Source organism: Umezawaea sp. Da 62-37 (assembly GCF_032460545.1).
In the GTDB taxonomy this organism is placed as follows: Bacteria; Actinomycetota; Actinomycetes; order Mycobacteriales; family Pseudonocardiaceae; genus Umezawaea.
In genome coordinates this window covers 1,064,055-1,083,886 of record NZ_CP135965.1, presented here as the reverse complement: position 1 = coordinate 1,083,886, position 19,832 = coordinate 1,064,055, and the positions used below count along the sequence as shown (strand labels likewise).

Sequence of the window (19,832 nt, the reverse complement as noted above, 5' to 3'; positions counted from 1 at the left end):
CGACCCGATGAGCACAGCGGAGGACTCGGTGGTCACGCAGGGCCCACCCCTGCTCGTGGACGCCTACCCCATGTCCGAACTCCAGGTCGGCATGGTCTACGAGATGGAGCGCGACCCGGAACGGTTGCCCTACCACAACGTCCACACGCTGCGGGTGGCCGGAGCGTTCGACGAGCGGTGCTTCCGCCGCGCGGTGACCGGGGCCGTGGCCAGGCACCCGATCCTGCGCACCTCCTTCGCCCTGGTCGGGTTCAGCGAGCCGATGCAGCTCGTCTTCGACACGGCGGAGATCCCGCTGACCGTGGTCGACCTGCGCGGCCTGGACGCGAGCCCGGTGCTGTCGGCCTACCTGGACGCCGAGCGGCGCACCCCGTTGGACGTGTCGGTGGCACCGCTGTGCCGCATGGGCGTGCACGTGCTGTCCGACGACGCCTTCCACTGGACGTTCACCGAGCACCACTCCATCCTCGACGGCTGGAGCCTGGCCTCCCTCGTCTCGGAGATCACCGACGCCTACCGGCTCCTGCTCGCGGGCGGGGAACCGGCGACCACGCCGCCGCGCTCGACCTACCGCGACTACATCGTCGCCGAGCGCGAAGCGCTGGAGTCACCGCAGAGCACGGAGTTCTGGCGCCGGCGGCTGGCCGAGCCGCCGGACAGCCGCCTGCCGCGCTGGCCCGCGGACCGGCCCGTGGTGCCCACCGCCGAACCGGTGGCGGGGGAGCGGCACACCCACGACGCCGAGCGGGGCTACGGCTCGTTGGTGACCCCGTTGCCCGCGGACCTCCCACGACGGCTGCAAGAGCTGGCCCGGTCGTGCCGGGTGCCGGTGAAGGCCGTGCTGCTGGCCGCGCACGTGAAGGCGATGGGCCTGGTCACCGGGTCTGCGGACGTCGTGGTCGGGTTGACCGCCAACGGCAGGCTGGAGGAGGAGGGCGGCGCCGACGTGGTCGGCCTGTTCGTCAACACCGTGCCGCTGCGGGTGGCGCTGTCCGACGGCAGCTGGCGCGACCTCGTCCGGGCCGTCTTCGACACCGAGAACGACCTGCTGCCGCACCGCCGCTACCCGATGGGCGCGTTGCAGCGCGAACTCGGCGGCGCACCGCTGTTCGAGACCAACTTCGTCTACACCGACTTCCAGCAGATCCCGGCCGAGGGCGACGACGTGCCCGCGGGTGACGTGGCGCGCACGCACTTCGCCCTGGTGGCCGCGTTCGTCCGCCAACCCGGCGGCGACGGCCTGAACCTGGAGGTCGAGTACGACGCGCGGACGCTGGCCGCCGCGCAGGTCGCCCTGCTGCGGGGGTACCACCTGCGGGTGCTGGCCGAGATGGTCGCCGACCCGGACGCCGAGCATCGGTGGGCGTCGCTGCTCGGCGCGGACGAGCGCGCCGTGCTGGAGTCGTGGAACTCGACGACGGCCGAGGTGCCGTCCACCCCCGTGCACCGGATGGTCGAGGAGCGCGTGGCGGCGTCGCCGGACGCGGTCGCCCTGGTGTCCGGCGCGGAATCGTTGACCTACCAGGAGTTGAACGCGCGGGCGAACCGCCTGGCGCGCAGGCTGCGCGGCCTCGGCGTCGGCCCCGACGTCGCGGTCGGCGTGTGCGTGGAGCGGTCGGTCGAGATGGTCGTCGGCTGGCTCGCGGTCCTCAAGGCGGGCGGCCTGTACGTCCCGCTGGACCCGGCTTTCCCGGCCTCCCGCCTGGAGTACATGCTCGACCGGTCCGCGGCCCCGCTGGTGCTCACCGCCGGGGACGCCGCGGGCAGCGTCCCCGAAGGCCCCTGGAACGTGCTGTCGCTGGACGAGGCCATGCCGGGCGACGGTGGGGACCTCGACGGCGGCGCGGGGCCGGACAACGGCTGCTACGTCATCTTCACGTCCGGGTCGACGGGGCGCCCCAAGGGCGTCGTGACCCGGCACCGCAACGTCACCGAGCTGCTGCGCGGCGGCGACACCATGACCGCGGGGCCCGACGACACCCTGCTCCAGATCGCCTCGGCCTCCTTCGACGTGTCCACGTTCGAGGTGTGGGCGCCGCTGGTGGGCGGCGGACGGCTCGTGCTGGCGCCACCGGTCCGCTACGGGCCGCAGGAGATCGCCGCGTGGGTCGCCGAGTCCGGGGTGTCGGTGCTGCACGCGACGGCGTCGCTGTTCGCGCTGCTGGTGGACCACGAGCCGCGGCTGTTCGACGGCCTGCGCCGGGTCCTGACCGGCAGCGAGACGGTCTCGCCCGCGCACGTGGCGCGGATCCTGGAGCGCTGCCCGGACCTGGAGGTCGTCAACTGCTGGGGGCCCACGGAGACCACGACGTTCTCGGTGTGCGGCTCGTTCCGCCGAGGTGAAGTCCCGGCGGGTCCGCTGCCGCTGGGCGTTCCGCTGGCGGACACCGAGGTGTGGGTGCTCGACGAGGCCGGGACGCCGGTGCCGGTGGGGACGCCGGGCGAGCTGTGCGTGTCCGGTCCGTGCCTGGCGCGCGGTTACCTCGGCCAGCCGGGGCTGACGGCCGACCGCTTCCTGCCGCACCCGTTCCAGGCCGGGGAACGCCTGTACCGCACCGGTGACCAGGGCCGCTGGGCGCCCGACGGCCGGGTCGAGTTCCTCGGCCGGGTCGACCACATGGTCAAGGTGCGCGGGTACCGCGTCGAACTCGGCGAGGTCGAGGCCGCGCTGCGCGAGCACTCCGCCCTGCGCGACTGCGTCGTGGTGACCCGCCCGAACTCCTCGGCGGGGGTCGACCTGGTCGCCTACCTCGTCGCGGACGGCGAAGCGCCGTCGATCGGCGAGGTGCGGGCGTGGCTGGGGGAGCGGCTGCCGACCTACATGGTGCCGCGGCTGTTCGTGTTCCTGGACGTCCTGCCGCTCACGTCGAACGCGAAGGTGGACCGGCGCGCGCTGCCGGACCCGGACGAGGCCCGGCCGGACGTGGCCCAGGAGTTCGTGCCGCCGGTCGGCGCGGTCGAGGAGCTGCTGGCCGGGATCTGGTCGCAGGTGCTCGGCGTCGACCGGGTCGGTCGGCACGACAACTTCTTCGACCTGGGCGGCGACTCCATCCGCAGCATCCAGGTCCTCGGCGAGGTGCGGGAAGCGGGGCTCACCACCGGTCTGGGGACCATGCTGGCGAACCCGACCCCGGCGGGACTGGCCGCCGCGCTGGAGGCCGCCGCGCCGGAGGGTACGGCCGCCACCACGCGGTCCCAGCCGTTCTCCCTGGTCGCCGCCGACGACCGCGCGCTGCTGCCCGACGGCCTGGAAGACGCCTACCCGATGGCGGAACTCCAGGTCGGCATGGTCTACGAGATGGAGCGCGACCCCGACCGCAAGCCGTACCACAACGTCCACACCCTGCGGCTGACCGGAGCGTTCGACGAGGCGTCGTTCCGCGCCGCGCTCGCACGGGTGACCGCGCGGCACCCCGTCCTGCGCACCTCGTTCGCGATGAGCCGCTTCAGCGCGCCGATGCAGCTGGTGCACCCCGCGGCCGGGATCCCGTTGACCGTCGTCGACCTGCGCGGGACGGCGGCGGACGCACGAGCGGTGGTGGACGGGCACCTGGCCGTCGAGCGGCGCACCCCGCTGGACCTCACCACGGCCCCGCTGTGCCGGATGACCGTGCACGTGCTGTCCGACGACACCTTCCAGTGGACCGTCACCGAACACCACGCTATCCTCGACGGCTGGAGCCTGACCTCCACCCTCGCCGAGATCAGCACGACCTACGAGGGACTGCTCGTCGGGCACGACCCCGAACCCGTCCCGCTCCGCTCGACCTACCGGGACTTCATCGCCGCCGAGCACGCGGCCCTGAACGACCCGGAGAGCCGCGACTACTGGCGCGACCTCCTGGCGGGCAGCGACGGCAGCCCGTTGCCGCGCTGGTCGGTCGAGGCGCCGGACGCGCTCGGGGACGTCGTTCCCGGCGAGCGCCACGACCACGGCGGTTCGCTCGTCACCACCCTGCCCGCCGAACTCCGCTCGGATGTCGAGGTGTTCGCGCGCCGCGCCGGAGTCCCGTTCAAGACGGCCGTGCTCACGGCGCACCTCCGCGCGCTCGCCGCCGCTACCGGCGGCCACGACGTCACGACCGGCCTGTCCTTCCACGGTCGCCTGGAGGAAGCGGACGGCGCCGAGGTGCGCGGCCTGTTCCTCAACACCCTGCCGTTCCGCGTCGCCCTCCCGGACGGGAGCTGGCAGGACCTCGCGCGCGCCGTTTTCCAGGCGGAGCAGGACGTCCTGCCGCACCGCCGCTACCCGATGGCCGCCCTCCAGCGCGAACTCGGCGGCGTCTCGCTGTTCGACGCCGGGTTCGTCTACAACGACTTCCACCAGTTCGGCAGGCTGGCCGACGGCGGCGGCGCGTGGCACCTCGACTCCGCCGACCAGGGGTCGTCCGGGTCCGCCCGCACCAGCTTCCCGCTGCTCGTCTCGGTCAGCAGGGAGGCCGGTAGCGCGGAACTGCGCCTGGAGCTGGAGTACGACACCCGCAAGATCACCCGTGACCAGGCGGTCCTGTTGCGGGACCACCACCTGCGCGCGATCCACGCGATGACCGCCACCCCCTCCTCCCTCCACACCACGGCCGTGCTGCTGGCGAGCCGGGAGGAACGGCGGCTGGCGGCCTGGTCGCGGGCGGCGCTGGACGTGCCGGGCGCGGCGGCGGTGCACGACCTGGTGGTGGCCGCGACCTCGGCACGACCGGACTCGGTGGCGCTGACGTGCGACGGCGTCTCCCTCACCTACCAGGAGCTGGCGGACCGCGCCGACCTCCTCGCGCACCGGTTGCGGCTCTTGGGCGTCGGGCCGGAGGTGTGCGTCGGGGTGTTCCTGGAGCGCTCCTGGGAGACCGTGGTGGCGTGCCTGGGCGTGCTGCGCGCCGGTGGCGTGTACGTGCCGCTGGACACGGCGTTCCCGGCCGACCGCCTGGAGTTCATGCTGCGCGACGTCGGCGCGCCGCTGGTCGTGGTGCACGAGGCGACGGCGGCCACCGTCCCGAGTGGACCGTGGGAGCTGGTCGACGTCGACGGCCCGGCCGAGGTCGACGGCACCGCCCTGCCCGCGATCGACCCGGACAACGGCTGCTACGTGATCTTCACGTCGGGGTCGACCGGGCGCCCCAAGGGGACGACGGTGACGCACCGGAACGTGGTGCGGCTGATCCGCGGGGTGCGCGAGCGCATGCCGTTCGGTGTCGACGACGTGTGGTCGGTGTTCCACAGCTTCGCGTTCGACTTCTCGGTCTGGGAGATGTGGGGCGCGCTGACGACCGGTGGCCGGGTTGTCGTGGTGCCGTACGCGGTCAGCCGAGACGTGGAGGCGTTCTACGCGTTGGTGCGCGACGAGTCCGTGACGATCCTGAGCCAGACGCCGTCGGCGTTCCGCCAGTTCGAGACCGCGGACGAGCGCCTGCGCGGTGACCTCGCGCTGCGGGCCGTGGTGTTCGGCGGCGAAGCCCTGCACCGGCCTTCGGTGCGGAGGTGGGCGTCCCGCCACGGGTACGCCGCGCCGCTGCTGGTGAACATGTACGGCATCACCGAGACCACCGTGCACGTCACCTACCTCGAACTCGACGCCGGTCACGTCGACGGCGACGCCAGCCCCGTCGGCGTCCCCCTGCCGGACCTCGGAGTCCACGTGCTGGACCCGTACGGAAACCGTTGTCCCATCAGCGTCATCGGCGAACTGCACGTGTCCGGCGCCGGACTGGCCCGCGGCTACACGGGCCTCCCGGCGCTGACCGCCCAGCGGTTCGTGCCCGACCACGTGTCCGGTGTGCCCGGCGCCCGCCTGTACCGCAGCGGCGACCTGGCCCGGTGGAACGCCCGCGGCGGGCTCGAGTACCAGGGCCGGGCCGACACCCAGGTCAAGATCCGCGGCTACCGCATCGAGACCGGCGAGATCGAGAACGTCCTCGCCACCCACCTCCGGGTCCTCGAAGCCGTCGTCACGACGCGCACCGACGCCGACGGCCGCACGGACCTGGTGGCGTACCTCGTGCCGGACGGCACCCCGCCGTCGCTCGACGAGGTCCGGGCGTGGCTGGGCGACCGCCTGCCGGACTACATGGTCCCGCGCCACTTCGTGACGATGGACGCGCTCCCCCTGACGCCGCAGGGCAAGGTGGACCGCCGCGCCCTGCCCGAGCCCGGCGCCGACCGGCCCGAACTGGGTCAGCGGTACGTGGCTCCGTCGGGCGAGCTGGAGACGCTGCTCGCCGACGTGTGGCGCCACGTGCTGGGCGTCGACCTGGTCGGCAGGCACGACAACTACTTCGACCTCGGTGGCGACTCGATCCGCAGCATCCAGATCCTCGGCCGGATCCGCGACGCCGGGTTCGCCGTGGAGCTGAAGGACCTCCTGGACGCCCCGACGGTCGCCGGTCTCGCCGCCACCGTCGCCCCGGCCGGCGCCGCCGCCGAGACGAGCCTGCCGTTCTCGCTCGTCGCCGACGACGACCGCGCGCTGCTGCCGGAAGGCCTGGAAGACGCCTATCCGATGGCGCAGTTGCAGGTCGGCATGGTCTACGAGATGGAGCGCGACCGCGCCCGCAACGCCTACCACAACGTGGAGACGTTGCGGCTGGCCGGACGCTTCGACGAGCGGCTGTTCCGGGCCGCCGTGGACCGGACGGTGGCCCGGCACCCGGTGCTGCGCACGTCGTTCGACCTGGTCGGGTTCTCCGAGCCGATGCAACTGGTGCACGCCCGCGTCGAGGTGCCGTTCACCGTCGTCGACCTGCGTCCGGCGACGGCCGACGAGCGGCGCTCCACGCTGGTGGAGCACGTGCGGCAGCAGCAGGGCGAGCGGTTCGCCGTGGCCGACGCGCCGCTGTTCCGGATGGCCGTGCACGTGCTGTCCGACGACGCCTTCCAGTGGACGGTCACCGAGCACCACGCCATCCTCGACGGGTGGAGCATGGTCTCCACGCTCGCGGAGATCACCGATCGGTACCGCCGCCTCCTCGACGGCGGACAGCCCGCGGCCGAGCCCCTCCGCTCCCTGTACCGCGACTTCGTCGCCGCCGAACGCGCGGCCCTGGACTCGTTGGAGAGCAAGGACTTCTGGCGCGACCGCCTCGCCGCGGTCCCCGACGGGCGGATCGCCCGGTGGGACGCCGCACTCGCGGGCGACCAGGTGGACGGCGAGCGCCACGTCCGCGACGAGGCGGCGGGTCACGGGGCGTTGACCACGCCGCTGCCCGCCGACCTGCTCCGCGGACTGGAGGAGTTCGCCGCCCGCGCCGCGGTGCCGGTCAAGACCGTCGTGCTCACCGCGCACCTCAAGGTGCTCGCCCTGTTCTCCGGTTCGGCGGACGTCCTGCTGGGCCTGACCTCCAACGGCAGGCTGGAGGAGACCGACGGCTCCGAGGCGCGCGGCCTCTTCCTCAACACCGTGCCGCTGCGGGTGCGGTTGCCGGAAGGCAGCTGGCTGGACCTCGCCCGCGCGGTGCACCGGGCCGAGCGCGACCTGTCGCCGCACCGCCGCTACCCGCTCGCCGCGCTCCAGCGCGAGTTCGGCGGCGACCAGCCGCTGTTCGAGTCCAACTTCACCTACAACAACTTCCACCGGATCGCGCGGATCGCCACGGACGGCACGATCGACCGGTCCGGCGACGACCCGGTGCTCCCCGGCGTCGCGCGCACCAACTTCCCGCTGGACGTGACCTTCAGCCGCGAACCGGGCTCCGACGGCCTGGTCCTGGAGATCGCCTACGCCCTCGACGGCCTCACGGCGGGGCAGGTCGCGCGGCTGCGGGACAGCACCCTCCGGGCCCTGCGCGCCCTGACCGAGGATGGCGGGGCGCATCACCGCGCGACGCCGCTGGTCGGCGCGGCGGACGTGCGGCTGCTCGCCTCGTGGCAGGGCATGCCGGCTCCGGTGTCCGGATCGCCCGTGCACGAGGTGCTGCGCTCTCGCGTCGGCCGGTGGCCGGACGCCGTCGCCGTGGAATCGGGTGACGAGCGGCTGACGTTCGCGGAGCTGGACGAGCGCAGCGAGGTGCTGGCCCGTCGACTGGTCGCGGCTGGTGTGCGTCGTGGTGACGTGGTGGGGCTGCACCTGCGGCCGGGTGTCGTGGCCGTGCTCGCCGTGTGGGCGGTGTGGAAGGCCGGTGGCGCGTTCCTGCCGCTGGATCCGGAACTGCCGGTGGCCCGGCTCGACGTGATGGTGGCGGACGCGGAACCGGCGGTCGTCGTGTCGCTGGACGCGACGACCCCGTGGCGGACCGTGTCGCCGGAGTCCGACGCCGCCGTGCCGGACGTCGTCCTGCCCCGAGTCGGCGGGCACGACCTGGCGTACGTGATGTTCACGTCGGGCTCGACCGGTCGCCCCAAGGGCGTGATGGTCGAGCACGGCAACCTGGCGAACTTCGCGGAAGCCCTGCTGCTGCCCCGGATGCGGAGCGCGGGCGTCGAAGCGGGCCAAGGGGCGCGGGTGCTGACGGGGACGTCGGCGTTCATCTCGGACTTCTTCCTGTCGCAGGTCCTGCCGCTGCTGGACGGCCAGCGGCTGGTCGTGCTGGCCGGTCGCGAGGGGCGGGATCCGCGCCACCTGGTCGGGTTGGCCCAGGACCCGTCGAGCGCGGTGGACGTCATCGACGCCACGACGTCGCAGGTGCGGCTGATGGTGGAGGCCGGGCTGCTGGACGCGCCGCACCCGCCGCGGCTGATCTCGATCGGCGGCGAGGCGTGCCCGCCCGACCTGTGGGCCGCGCTGCGCGGTCGCGCGGAGGCGGTCGTGCACAACACCTACGGACCCGCCGAGACGGCGGTCGACGCGACCTTCGCGGACCTCGCCGCGCACGACTCCTCGGTGATCGGCCGCCCGTTCGGGAACGTGCGGGTCCACCTGGTCGACGCCACCCTGGATTTGACGCCGCCCGGTTCGGTCGGCGAGATCGTGATCGGCGGTCCGAGCGTGGGCCGTGGATACGTGCGACGGCCGGGCGCGACGGCGGCGGTGTTCGTGCCGGATCCGTTCGGTGAGCCGGGAAGTCGTCTCTACCGCACGGGAGACCTCGGTCGGTACACCCCCGACGGGCAGATCGAGTTCCTCGGTCGAGGCGACCACCAGGTGAAGATCCTGGGTCAGCGCGTGGAGCCCGAAGAGGTGGAAGCGGTGCTGCGCGGGCATTCCGCGGTCGAGGCGGCGGCGGTCACCGCCCACCGCGTCGGCCCGGACGGCGGCCTGCGGCTGGTCGCGCACCTGGTCGGCGCGGTGGACCGGGACGACGTGCTGGCCTACCTCGCCGACCGGCTGCCCGCCGCGGCGATCCCGGCCGTGCTGGTGACCGTCGACGCGTTGCCCATGACCGCGGGCGGCAAGCTGGACCGCGCCGCGCTCACCGTCCCCGACGACGCCGAACTGCCGCGGCGGGACGTGGTGGAACCGCGCACGCCGAACGAACGGCGGATCGCCGCGATCTGGTCGGCGCTGCTGGGCGTCGCCCGCGTCGGCGTGCACGACGACTTCTTCGGCCTGGGCGGGCATTCGCTGCTCGCCATCCGCCTCGCCATGCGGATCAGCGCCGACCTGGGGGCGGACCTGCCCCTGCACGAGGTGTTCGCGCGACCGACCGTCGCCGGGCAGGCCGACCTGATCGACCGGCGCACCGGTGCCGTCGCGGGCATCCCGCACGTCGAGGGCCGGGAGCTGCCCGCCTCGCACGCGCAGGAACGGCAGTGGTTCCTCTGGCAGCTCGCGCCGGAGTCCTCCGCCTACCACGTCCCCTGGGGTTACGAGGTGCGCGGCGACCTGGACACGGCCGTGCTGGACGCCGCCGTGGCGGCGCTGGTCGAGCGCCACGAGTCCTTCCGCACCACGCTGCACGTCGACGCCGAAGGCCAAGTGCTGCAACGCGTCGGCACGACGACGTGGAGCGGCCTGACGGCGCTGGACGCCGACGAGACCGACCTGCCCGCGCTCGTCGAGCAGGCAGTGGGGCTGCCGTTCGACCTCGGCACCGGACCCGTGCTGCGCCTGACCGTGTGGCGCACCGCGCCCGATCGGCACGTGGTGCTGTTCGTGGCGCACCACATCGCGGTCGACGAGTGGTCCCTGGACGTCTTCGAGCAGGAGCTGTGGGCGCTGTACCGGGCCGGTGGCGACCTCGCCGCCGCCGGGCTGGCTCCCGTGGACGTCCGCTACGCCGACTACGCGGTCTGGCACCGCGACCTGGTCGAGCGGCAGCTGGACGACGACCTCGCCCACTGGCGTCGGGCGCTCGACGGCGCACCGCCGCCCTGGCCGCCCACCAGCGGGCGCAAGGGTGTGGCCGCGGGAGCGTCGTACACCGTCGCGGCCGACGCGCTGGCCGGGCTGGACCGGGTCCGGGCGGAGGTCGGGGCCACCGACTTCATGGTCTACCTGGCCGTGTACTTCCTGCTGCTGGCCCGACGGTCGGGCGAGCGGGACCTCACGGTGGGCGTTCCGGTGTCCGGCCGCGCCCACGCCGATCTCGCGCCGGTGATCGGCTTCTTCGTGAACACCCTGGCCCTGCGCGTGGTCATCCACCCGGAAGACGACTTCGCCGCGCACCTGGGACGGGTGCGCGAGGTCGTGCTGGGGGCCTTCGCGCACCAGGACGCGCCGTTCGAGCAGGTGGTCCGCGCGGTCGCGGCGGATCGCGCCGAGAGCGCGAACCCGTTGTTCCACACCCTGTTCTCCTTCGCCACGGGCACCGACCTCACCGACCGGCTGACCGAGCACGCCGACCTGGTGCTGCGCGACCTGCCGATCGAGGGCAGCGGCAGCCGGTTCGACCTGTCCCTCGGCGCGACGCGCACGACCGAGGGCCTGCACCTGACGCTCCAGCTCGACACCGCCCTGTTCGAGGCCCCGGTGGCCGGGGAGCTGGTCTCCGCGTTCGCCGCCCTCCTGCGCGAGGTGGGCCGATCGCCGCGCAACGCGGTGGCCGAGGTGCTGCGCGCGAGCGTCGACGAACAGCGCCGCCTGGCGGAGTGGACGGGCGACTCCACCACGCCCGCGTCCACCACACCCGTCCACGAGCTGTTCCGGCGGAGCGCGCGGCTGTGGCCGGACGCCGTCGCGGTGGAGTCGGGTGACGAGCGGCTGACCTTCGTGGAACTGGACGCGTGCAGCGACGTGCTGGCGCGGCGACTCGTCTCGGCGGGCGTGCGGCGCGGGGACGTGGTCGGGCTGCACCTGCGGCCGGGGTTCGACGCGGTCGTCGCGGTGTGGGCGGCGTGGAAGGCGGGCGGCGCTTTCCTGCCGCTGGACCCGGAACTGCCCGCCGCTCGGATCGAGGCGATGGCGCTGAACGCGGCTCCGGCCGTGGTCGTGACGCTCGACCCGGCGACCGTGCCCGGCTCGTGGCGGACCCTGTCCCCGGCCGGTGACGACGTGCCGTCCGTGACCCTGCCCGTCGTGGGTCCGCGCGACCTGGCGTACGTGATGTTCACGTCGGGGTCGACGGGCCGCCCGAAGGGCGTGATGGTCGACCACGGCAACCTGGCCACCTACGCGGAAGTCCTCATCCTGCCGAGGATGCGGCGGGCCGGGATCGCGGTCGGGCAGAACGCCCGCGTGCTGACCGGCACGTCGGCGTTCATCTCCGACTTCTTCCTGACGCAGATCCTGCCGCTGCTGGACGGCCACCTGCTGCTGGTGGTGTCCGGTGTGGACGGACGGGATCCCCGGCACCTGGTCGAACTGGCCCAGGACCCGGCGCGGTCGGTCGACGTCATCGACGTCGCCACCTCGCAGGTCCAGGTGATGGTGGAGGCCGGGCTGCTCGATGCCCCGCACCCGCCGCGGATGGTCACCATCGGTGGGGAGGCGTGCCCGCCGGACCTGTGGCGGGCGTTCCGCGCGCACCCGGACGTCGTGGCGCACAACCAGTACGGGCCCGCGGAGACGACGGTCGACGTGGCGTACGCGGACCTCGCCGCGCACGAGTCGCCGGTGATCGGCCGACCGTACGGCAACGCGCGGGTGCACCTGGTGGACGAGCACCTGCACCAGGTGCCGCCGGGGTCGGTCGGGGAGATCGTGATCGGTGGACCCGGTGTGGGCCGCGGTTACGTCCGGCGCCCCGGTGCGACAGCGGCGGTGTTCGTGCCGGATCCGTTCGGAGAGCCCGGAAGCCGGCTTTACCGGACGGGTGACCTCGGCCGGTACACCGCGGACGGGCAGATCGAGTTCCTGGGCCGCAACGACCACCAGGTCAAGATCCAGGGTCAACGGGTCGAGCCCGAGGAGGTCGAAGCCGTGCTGCGCGGGCATTCCGCGGTCGAGGCGGCGGCGGTCACCGCCCACCGCTCCGCCGCGGACGGCCGGGTGCGGCTGGTCGCCCACCTGGTCCTCGCCGACGGAGCCGTGCTGGATCGGGAGCAGATCCGCGAGCACCTGGTGGGATCGCTGCCCACTGCGGCGGTCCCGACGGTGCTCGTGGCGGTCGACGCGCTGCCGATGACCGTCGGAGGCAAGCTCGACCGCCTGGCGCTGACCGCGCCGGACGACGTCGAAGCGGCCGACGTGATCGCGCCGCGGACGGTGACCGAGCAGCGGATCGCCGACGCGTGGCAGGCGGTGCTCGGTGACGTCCGCGTCGGCGTGCACGACGACTTCTTCGCCCTGGGCGGGCATTCCCTGCTCGCCGTCCGCCTCGCCATGCGGATCAGGGCGGACCTCGGCGCGGACCTGGCGCTGCACGAGGTGTTCGCGCACCCGACCATCGCGGGTCAGGCCGAGCTGATCGACCGGAACGCCGCCGCGGGTGCGGTCGTGGGGATTCCTCGGGTCGAGCGCGCCGAGGGGCGTGATCTGCCCGCGTCGCACGCGCAGGAGCGGCAGTGGTTCCTGTGGCAGCTGGACCCGGAGAGTCCCACGTACCACGTGCCCTGGGGCTACGAGGTGCGCGGCGACCTCGACACGGTCGCGTTGGGCGCGGCAGTCGGGGCGTTGGTCGACCGCCACGAATCCTTCCGCACCACGCTGCACGTGGACGACGAAGGCGCTTTGGTGCAACGGATCGCCGCCGCGTGGAACGGTGGCGTGACCGTCCGGGAGGCCGCCGAGGCCGAGCTGTCGGGGCTCGTGGACCGGGAGGTGGCGCGGCCGTTCGACCTGGGCGCCGGACCGGTGCTGCGGGTGGCCGTGTGGCGGACTGCCCCGGATCGGCACGTGCTGCTGTTCGTGGCGCACCACGTCGCGATCGACGAGTGGTCGCTGGACGTCGTCGAGGCGGAGTTCTGGGCGCTGTACCGGGCGGGCGGCGACGTTGCGGCCGCCGGGCTGACCCCGCTCGCCGTCTCCTACGCCGACTACGCGGTCTGGCACCGCGACCTGGTCGCGAGGCGGTCGGAGGACGACCTCGCCTACTGGCGTGACGCCCTGCACGGCACGACGTCCTCCTGGCCGCACGCGTTGGGGGAGAACGCCGCCGTCCCCACGGCCGGAGAACTCACGCGCACCGTGCCCGCCGACGCGTTGGCCGGACTCGACCGGGTCCGGACTGAGGTCGGGGCCACCGACTTCATGGTCTACCTGGCCGTGTACTTCCTGCTGCTCGCCCGCCAGTCGGGTGACCGCGAGTTCACCGTGGGCGTTCCGGTGTCCGGGCGGTCGCACGCCGACCTGGCGCCGGTGGTGGGTTTCTTCGTGAACACGCTGGCGTTGCGCGTGGTCGTGCGCCCCGAAGACGACTTCGCCACGCACCTGGAACGGGTGCGCGAGGTCGTGCTGGGTGCCTTCACCCACCAGGAGGCGCCGTTCGAGCAGGTGGTCCGGACGGTGGCACCGGATCGAGCCGAGAGCGCGAACCCGTTGTTCCGCACCATGTTCTCCTTCACGGAGGGCGCGCACTACGCGGACCGCGTGGAGCGCGGCGCCCCCAACGGCCTGACCGTGGGCGAACTGCCGCTCGGCGGCGGGAGCGACCGCTTCGACCTGTCCCTCTCCACGACGCGCACGGCCGACGGACTCCACCTGGCCCTGGAGTTCAGCGGCGAGTGCTTCGCGGCCCCGGCGGCGGAGGAGCTGGTGACCTCGTTCACCGATCTGCTGCACGCGGTGGCGGGCTCCCCACGCACCGCCGTGGCCGATTTCCTGCGCGCGAGCCGACGCGACCGAGAACGCCTGGCCGCGTGGGCCGGGCAGGCCGCCGGAGTGGTGGACCACCGCGTCGTGCACGAGTCGCTGCGCGAGCGGGTGGGGCTGTGGCCGGACGCCGTCGCCGTGGAGTCGGGCGAGGAGCGGCTGAACTACACCGAACTGGACGAGCGCAGCGAGGTGCTGGCCCGTCGGCTGGTCGCGGCGGGTGTGCGTCGCGGCGACGTGGTGGGCCTGCACCTGCGGCCCGGTGTCGACGCGGTCATCGCGGTGTGGGCGGCTTGGAAGGCCGGCGGCGCGTTCCTGCCGTTGGACCCGGCACTGCCACCCGCCCAGTTGGACGTGATGGTGGCGGACGCGGGTCCCGCGGTCGTGCTGTCGCAGGACGAGTCGACCGTGCCCGGCTCGTGGCCGGTCCTGTCGCCGGAGTCGGACGTCGCGGCGCCGGAGGTGGATCTGCCTCGGGTGGGTGCGCGCGACCTGGCGTACGTCATGTTCACGTCGGGCTCGACCGGTCGCCCCAAGGGCGTGATGGTCGACCACGGCAACCTGGCGAACTTCGCGGAAGTCCTCATCCTGCCGCGGATGCGCCGGGCCGGGTTCGAAGTCGGTGGACAGGGGCGGGTGCTGACCGGGACGTCGGCGTTCATCTCCGACTTCTTCCTGAGCCAGATCCTGCCGCTGCTCGACGGGCACCGGCTGGTCGTGCTGTCCGGCGCCGAAGGCCGGGACCCCCGGCACCTGGTCGCACTGGCCCACGACCCCGCGCTGGCGGTGGACCTCGTCGACGCCACCACCTCGCAGATCCAGGTGATGGTGGAGGCCGGGCTGCTGGACGCCCCGCACCCGCCGAAGCTGATCGCGTTCGGCGGCGAGGCGTGCCCGCCCGACCTGTGGCGTTCGCTCCGCGCGCACCCCGAGGTCGTCGCGCAGAACCTGTACGGCCCCGCGGAGACGACGGTCGACGTGACCTGCGCGGACCTCGGCGCGCACCTCTCGCCGGTGCTCGGACGGCAGTACGGGAACGCGCGGGTGCACCTGGTGGACGAATCACTGGGCCTGGTGCCGCCGGGGGCGGTCGGCGAGATCGTGATCGGCGGCCCCGGTGTGGGGCGCGGGTACGTCCGGCGGCCGGGTGCGACCGCCGCGGTGTTCGTCCCGGATCCGTGGGGTGAACCCGGAAGTCGGCTGTACCGCACCGGAGACCTCGGCCGGTACACCGCGGACGGGCAGTTGGAGTTCCTGGGCCGCAACGACCACCAGGTCAAGATCCAGGGCCAGCGGGTCGAGCCGGAAGAGGTCGAGGCCGCGCTGCGCGGGCACCCCGCCGTGGACGCGGCGGCGGTCGTCGCCCACCGCTTCGGCACGGACGGTCGGCTGAGGTTGGTCGCGCACGTGGTCGTGGCCGGGGGATCGGTCCTCGACCGGGAAGGGATCCGCGAGCACCTCGCGGCTCTGCTCCCGGCCGCGGCCATCCCGACGGTGCTGGTGCCGGTCGACGCGCTGCCGATGACGGTGGGGGGCAAGGTCGACCGCAAGGCGCTGACCCTGCCGGACGACGTCGGCCTGTTCCGCCAGGACGTGGTGGCTCCGCGGAACGCGACCGAGCGGCGGGTCGCCGACGCGTGGCAAGCGGTGCTGGGGTTGACCGACATCGGTGTGCACCAGGACTTCTTCGGCGCGGGTGGGCATTCCCTGCTCGCGGTCCGCCTGGCGATGCGGGTCAGGGCGGACCTCGGCGCGGACCTGGCGCTGCACGAGGTGTTCGCGCACCCGACCATCGCGGGTCAGGCCGAGTTGATCGATCGGAACGTGGCGGCGGGTGCGGTCGTGGGGATTCCTCGGGTCGAGCGCGCTGAGGGGCGTGATCTGCCCGCGTCGCATGCGCAGGAGCGGCAGTGGTTCCTGTGGCAGTTGGCCCCGGAAAGCCCGACGTACCACGTGCCCTGGGGCTACGAGGTGCGCGGGGACCTCGACACGACCGTGTTGGACGCCGTCGTGGCCGCGCTGGTCGAGCGCCACGAGTCCTTCCGCACGACGCTGCACCTCGATGAGGAAGGCCGGGTCGTGCAACGCGTCGGCACCGCGGCCCGGAGCGGTCTGGCGGTGCTCGACGCCGTCGAGGCCGACGTTCCGGGGCTCGTCGACCGGGAGGTGGCGCGGCCGTTCGACCTGAGCGCCGGACCGGTGCTGCGGGTGACCGCGTGGCGGACCGCCCCGGATCGGCACGTGCTGCTGTTCGTGGCGCACCACGTCGCGATCGACGAGTGGTCCTCGGACGTCTTCGAACAGGAGTTCTGGGCCCTGTACCGGGCGGGCGGCGACGTCGCGGCCGCCGGGCTGACCCCGCTCGCCGTCTCCTACGCCGACTACGCGGTCTGGCACCGCGACCTGGTCGCGCGGCGGTCGGACGACGACCTCGCCTACTGGCGGCAAGTGCTCGACGGCGCGCCCGCGCCGTGGCCGCGCTCGCCGGGCAGTCGCGCGCAGGATGGCGCCGCGCCGTTCGAGGCGAGTTCGCGCACCGTGCCCGCCGAGTCGTTGGCCGGGCTCGACCGGATCCGCGCGGAGGTCGGCGCCACGGACTTCGTGGTCTACCTCGCGGTGTACTGCCTGCTGCTGGCCCGCCGCTCCGGCGAGCGCGACTTCACCGTCGGCGTCCCGGTGTCCGGGCGCTCGCACGCCGACCTGGCACCGGTGGTGGGCTTCTTCGTGAACACGCTGGCGCTGCGCGTCGTGATCCACCCGGAAGACGACTTCGCCGCGCACCTGGAACGGGTGCGGGAGGTGGTGCTGGGGGCGTTCGCGCACCAGGAGGCGCCGTTCGAGCAGGTCGTCCGAGCGGTGGCACCGGATCGCGCGGAGAGCGCGAACCCGTTGTTCCGCACCATGTTCTCCTTCACGGCGGGCACGGATCGCGAGGCCGGGCAGGCGCGGACGGATCTGGTCCTGGGCGACCTGCCGATCGAGGGCAGCGCCGACCGGTTCGACCTGTCCCTCGCCACGGCGCGCACGGCCGGCGGGCTCGACCTGTCCCTGGCGCTGAACACCGGCCTGTTCGAGGTCGGCGCGGCCGAGGACCTGGCGACGTCGTTCGCGCGCCTGGTGGACGTGGTGGGCGGGTCCCCGCGGATCGCGGTCGCCGAACTCCTGCGCGCGAACGACGACGAGGAGCACCGCATCGCCGCGTGGACCGGGGACACCGCCGCGCCCGCGTGCACCACACCCGTCCACGAGCTGTTCCGCGAGCGGGTGGGGCTGTGGCCCGACGCCGTCGCGGTGGAGTCGGGTGACGAGCGGTTGACCTTCGCGGAGCTGGACGAGCGCAGCGAGGTGCTGGCACGGCGGTTGGTCGCGGCCGGTGTGCGTCGTGGCGATGTCGTCGGCTTGCACCTGCGCCCCGGTGTGGACGCGGTCGTGGCGGTGTGGGCGGCGTGGAAGTCCGGCGGCGCTTTCCTGCCGCTGGACCCGGAACTGCCCGCCGCTCGCTTGGACGTGATGGTGGCCGACGCGGTCCCGGCGGTGGTCGTGTCGCTGGACCCGACGACCGTGCCCGGCTCGTGGACGACCCTGTCCCCGGAACCGGACGCCGACGTGCCGGACGTGGACCTCCCTCGCGTGGGCGCTCGGGACCTGGCGTACGTGATGTTCACGTCGGGGTCGACGGGCCGCCCGAAGGGCGTGATGGTCGACCACGGCGGCCTGGCGAACTACGCGGAAACCCTGCTGCTGCCGAGGATGCGGCGGGCCGGACTGGCGATCGGGCAGAACGCCCGTGTGCTGACCGGCACGTCGGCGTTCATCTCCGACTTCTTCCTGACGCAGATCCTGCCGCTGCTGGACGGCCACCTGCTGCTGGTCGTGTCCGGTGTGGACGGGCGGGATCCGCGGCACCTGGTCGAACTGGCGCAGGACCCGGCGCGGTCGGTCGACGTCATCGACGTCGCCACCTCGCAGGTCCAGCTGATGGTGGAAGCCGGGCTGCTGGACGCCCCGCACCCGCCGAAGCTGATCGCGTTCGGCGGCGAGGTGTGCCCGCCGGACCTGTGGCAGGCCTTCCACGCGCACCCCGACGTGGTCGCCCACAACATGTACGGGCCCGCCGAAGTGACGGTGGACGCGGCTTTCGCGGACATCGGGGCGCACGAGTCGTCGGTGATCGGCCGACCGTACGGGAACGTCCGCGTGCACCTGGTGGACGAGGACCTGCACCGGGTGCCTCCGGGATCGCCCGGCGAGATCGTGATCGGTGGAGCCGGTGTGGGCCGCGGTTACGTCCGGCGGCCGGGCGCGACCGCCGCGGTGTTCGTGCCGGACCCCTGGGGCGAACCCGGAAGCCGCCTGTACCGCACCGGCGACCTCGGCCGGTACACCGCCGACGGGCAGATCGAGTTCCTGGGCCGCAACGACCACCAGGTCAAGATCCAGGGCCAGCGGGTCGAGCCCGAGGAGGTCGAAGCCGTGCTGCGCGGGCATTCTGCGGTCGACGCGGCGGCGGTCACCGCCCACCGCTCCGCCGCGGACGGCCGGGTGCGGCTGGTCGCCCACCTGGTCCTCGCCGACGGAGCCGTGCTCGACCGGGAGCAGATCCGCGAACACCTGGCGGGGCTGCTGCCCGCCGCCGCGATCCCGACGGTGCTCGTGCCGATCGACGCGCTGCCGACGACCGTCGGCGGCAAGCTCGACCGCAAGGCGCTGACCGCGCCGGACGACGCCGAACTGCCCGGTCAGGACGTGGTGGCCCCGCGCAACGCGACCGAGCGGCGGATCGCCGACGCCTGGCGGGCGGTGCTGGGCCTGGCGGACGTCGGGGTGCACGACGACTTCTTCGCCCTGGGTGGGCATTCCCTGCTCGCCATCCGCCTCACGATGGCGCTGGGTCGTGACTTCGGGGTCGAGATCCCGTTGGCGCACCTGTACACGGCGTCCACCATCGCGGAGCAGGCCGCGCGGATCGACGCGATGCCGGCAGGCGGCGGACCCGCCGAGAGCCGCGCCGTCGTGCCGCTCGGCGGTGTCCGGGGTGCTCGCCCGCTCGTCCTCGTCCACCCCGTGGGCGGCACGCTGTTCAGCTACCTGGACCTCCTCGGCGAGGTGGCGGCCGACTTCGAGGCGTTCGGCGTGCAGGGCGGCATCGGCGGCGAGGACTCCGGCGCGACGGACCTCGCCGGGTTGGCCGAGCGGTACGCCGACGAACTGGTGGCCGTGCTCGGGGACCGCGAGCCGGTGGTCGCGGGCTGGTCGGCGGGCGGCGTCGTCGCCCACGCGCTCGCCCGCGCGCTGACCGACCGGGGAATCCGCGTCCACCGCCTCGTTCTCGTCGACTCCGACCCGCGGCGCACCACCGACGTGGCAGCGGAACGACAGGACATCGCCACCCTCGACGCGCTCCGGGACGACGTCCTGGAGCAGGGACCCGCGCCGCTGCTGCGGTTCGACGGAGCCGACCGGCTGTTCGGCGCCCTCGGCGTCGACCCCGCGGCCGTGGCCGGGCTCGACGGGCCCACGGTCGCCGCGCTCATGGCGTTCTGGCGCGACATGTTCATCGGACTCGTGGACCACCGCCCGGAGGCGTTCGACGGCCCGGCCGATCTCGTCCTCGCGTCCGGGGAGGACCGCGACCTGGTCGTCGAGGCGTGGCGCGGCCTGACCGGGACCCTCGCGGTCACCCACGTCGACGGGGACCACTTCCAGCTCATGCGCCGTCCGCGGGTGAAGGCCGTGGCCGACGCCCTCCGCGGCTCCACCGCACAGACAGGAGATTGAC

At 73.6% G+C, this 19,832-nt stretch carries 1 protein-coding gene; it reads left to right on the top strand.

Annotated elements, in window-relative coordinates:
- The first annotated feature begins 7 nt into the window (after nucleotides 1–7).
- On the top strand, nucleotides 8–19,831 hold the full coding sequence (locus tag RM788_RS04545) for a non-ribosomal peptide synthetase (protein ID WP_315930245.1): 19,824 nt from the start codon (nucleotides 8–10) through the stop codon (nucleotides 19,829–19,831).
- Nucleotide 19,832: the final 1 nt, after the last annotated feature.